At 60.8% G+C, this 3,076-nt stretch carries 3 protein-coding genes; all 3 read right to left on the bottom strand.

Annotated features, from left to right (window positions below):
- Positions 1-408 precede the first annotated feature (408 nt).
- The 3 genes from JS536_RS11645 to JS536_RS11655 all read right to left on the bottom strand — a co-directional run bounded on the left by JS536_RS11645 (position 409) and on the right by JS536_RS11655 (position 2,863).
- Positions 409-780 (bottom strand): hypothetical protein, encoded by a 372-nt coding sequence (locus tag JS536_RS11645; RefSeq protein WP_214357058.1) that lies wholly within the window; start codon positions 778-780, stop codon positions 409-411.
- A gap of 16 nt (positions 781-796) precedes the next feature.
- Complete coding sequence (locus tag JS536_RS11650) at positions 797-1,177, bottom strand: hypothetical protein (protein ID WP_214357060.1); 381 nt, start codon at positions 1,175-1,177, stop codon at positions 797-799.
- A gap of 255 nt (positions 1,178-1,432) precedes the next feature.
- The gene (locus JS536_RS11655; protein ID WP_214357059.1) at positions 1,433-2,863 is read right to left on the bottom strand and encodes an FctA domain-containing protein; all 1,431 of its coding nucleotides are present in this window, start codon (positions 2,861-2,863) and stop codon (positions 1,433-1,435) included.
- Positions 2,864-3,076 lie beyond the last annotated feature (213 nt).

Consider the following 3,076-nt stretch of genomic DNA (forward strand, 5'->3'; position numbering starts at 1 on the left):
CAAGATCGCGGGCGTCCGACCGGAAGACCACAACGAAACACCAGCCGACACCGACTAGGATTTCGCGCTCACTTCCAGTGAGGCACCACTCCCGGTTTCGCGCTCACTTTCAAATGAGGCACCTCGAACGTCATGCCATGACGGCTGTACAGCACAGAGACATACAACGGAGTAACCACCGGAACCGTGAACTGACGGGATTGCCATGACATGGTGCGCAAACCGTTGCACTCCAGCATGTTCTAGTTTGCATGATCCCGTCCATTGGTTCGGGGTCGGCTCCGAATTGCGCACGCTCAGGGTATGGCTCGGTTCGCGTTTCCACGGGGAAGTGCACACCATGCGTGCGGCTTGCGTTCCCTTCACGCGCGTGTAACGTCTCCGACGCACTCCCGGCGGCCGAACGATTCACGGACGGCCGAATATAGTGTCCCCGTCGTCCAATACGCCCAACGCGCGCAGCTCGTCATCGAACCGGTCATGTTCGATCTGCTCGTTCACCTCGATCTCCCACGCGGTGTAGTCGTCGCGCCGGCAGCAGCCGTTGTGGCTGAGGGGCAGGTCGAAGAACCTCAGCCGTTCGATGCCGGGCATCGCCGTGCCATCCGGCCTCGCCAACGCATGGTTGACATACAGTTCCTCCCCGGTGCTCCAATCGTCGGTCACGGCGAACATGGAACCGTCCGCGAGGGTCTCGAACTGCGCCACATACCGCCTCCCGTCCTCGTACCATTCGCACAGGTGCAGCACCTTCGGCTCGTCTCCACGTTTCCCATTCATGACCGCCCCCTATTCCTTACAGTTCGATGTCCTGGGCGAGGATGGTGACGGCGTCGTTGCGATGCTCGATCCACCATGCGGCGTCATCGCGGCACAGGACCTGCCTGCGCAGTTCCCGGAAAGCGTCCCTATCCTCGATGCGCGCGTGCGAGGCCAGCACCTCCACCTGGTTGAGCACGCGCATGCGTATGGGCTCCGCCCGGTCGCACTGGTCCTTCGATCCCAGGAGCGTGCAGAAACCGGCAAGCATGTTGTCCCGTCGGCTGATGTTGCCGGCGCAGGACGCGCACAGGCTCTCCTCGGCCCTGCGCACCCGCTGCTCGACGACCACGTACGTGCCGTCGACGTTGATGCGCTCACGATGCCCGCACCTGTGCGTGATGATCCTCCAGGCCATGCCGCCTCCGTCCTTGAAACCAACCGAAATATTAGAACACATGTTCTATCGCAGAGTGGACATATGTTCGATTCCATCGGGCCTGGAAACGCCATCCCCGCAGGCGACTCGCCGCATGAGGGTGAAAAGCACGGCGCGCAGGTCCGAGACGAACGATTACTTGAACAGACAGGAACGGCCGGATGATGGGGCCGGACTGAATCAACTATCAGTTCGGTCGCATCATCCGGCCGTTACGGTTACGGGAACCGCCTGTTACCGTGAGTGGTGGCTCCTTGCCGTTTTGTTCACCGCGGTATGGCGACGCACGACGAACATAGCCAGGCCGCACGCCAGTGCGAGCACCGTCACCACCGCGGCAGCGGTCACGCTGGAGCCGGTGACGGACAGCGTCGGCTTCTGCGGCTTGTCAGGCTGGGTCGGCGTCGTGGGCTGACCCGGCGTACCGGGGGTGTCGGGCTTGCCGGGCTGGTTTGGTTGTTCGGGTTGGTTCGGAGTGTCCGGAGTGGTGGGCTGATCCGGCTTGTCAGGTTTGTCGGGCTTTACCGTGTTGTCGAATGCGATGGAATCGACTGTGTCCCCGTTCTTGTCGAATACCGCATAGGTGACGTTAAGTCTGTTCGAAACCTTGGACACAGTGACCTTGACGGTGTATACGGCATCGTCGTAGGTGACGGTCGAGTCGGTTCCCTTGACCTCGGTGATCTCGTACTCGAAGTCGGCCGAATCCCTGCCGTTCAGGTCGGATTCCTTGTAGGTGATGGGTCCGAACGAGAACGAGCCGTCAGCCTTGTTGGCGACAGTCGAGTCCGTAGGCAATGGCGCGGTCGACGGGTTCTTGGCCTTGATCTGGAACCGGAATTGGCCCGCGGTCAAGGTATCGCCGTTCAACGTCTTGGTTCCGGGGATGGTCAACGTCGTGTCCTTGGGCTTCTTGGCCTTGTTGGTGACGGTCACGGTCCAATGGTTCATATCGTTCTTATCCTGCTGGAATGCGCCGACGCTGGACTCGTATTCGTCGCCGACCTCGACGACCTGATACTTCAGGCCATTCAGCCTACCCTCCGCGGGCAGCCCGGTGAACGTGTGCGTCCAATTGCCCGTCTCGTCGAGGGTCGCCTCGTCAATCACCTTGTCGATCGTCTGACCGTTCAAGGTGCCCGTGACCTTGAGCTGGACCTTAACGGCCTTCCTATCAGTCTCGGCGACGCTGGAATCCCACTTCTTGTTGACGGTGACGGAAATCTCCTGCGCATTGGGATTACCGATGGTGATGGTGGAATTGGACGCGATGCCACCGCCGAGCATGGCCTTGTTGCCACTGACGACGGTCTTGGCCAGTGCCTTGGAAAGCTCCTGTGCAGAGGACAGGGTGACGTTCTTTAGCGCGAGTGGATCGGTGTTGTCGATAACGATCTGCTTGGTGTTCGCATCGGAGGCGTCGTAGCGCGCGACGGTACCGTCGGCTACCGGGTCAGGGCCTCCCGCGTCCGTGTTCTTGATGGCGCCTCCGTCTGTGTACCAGTGGTTGACTCCACCGCCGAGCATACGGTCGGACAACGTCACCTTATTGGCGTCGGGACGCGGGTGCGCGACGAAATCATCACCGGCCGCAGAGGAAGCCTCGATGTGCGTGTCTGCGTCGCCGGGCGCGCTGTTGCCGTAAACGGCACCACCCTCGGTCACATATGTGTTGCCGGCTCCCGTGGGGCACAGCCAGATGCCACCACCGAGGTTGGATGCGGTGTTGCCGGTAACCAGAAGATTATGGAACGGCGGATTCTAGTGGTGGTTGCAACACCTGTGTTGCTGTTTGATTTGGTGGTGTGATCGTATCATGCGGCGTTAATCAGGTCGAGGATGGCCTCGGAGGGTTTCCGGAACCCGAGCGTCTTGCGC

This window comes from Bifidobacterium sp. SO4 (genome assembly GCF_018555355.1).
GTDB classification, from domain to species: domain Bacteria; phylum Actinomycetota; class Actinomycetes; order Actinomycetales; family Bifidobacteriaceae; genus Bifidobacterium; species Bifidobacterium miconisargentati.

Coding starts and splice junctions, on each gene's coding strand:
- JS536_RS11645 (WP_214357058.1), bottom strand. CDS start 780: ATGAATGGGAAACGTGGAGACGAGCCGAAGGTGCTGCACCTGTGCGAA.
- JS536_RS11650 (WP_214357060.1), bottom strand. CDS start 1,177: ATGGCCTGGAGGATCATCACGCACAGGTGCGGGCATCGTGAGCGCATC.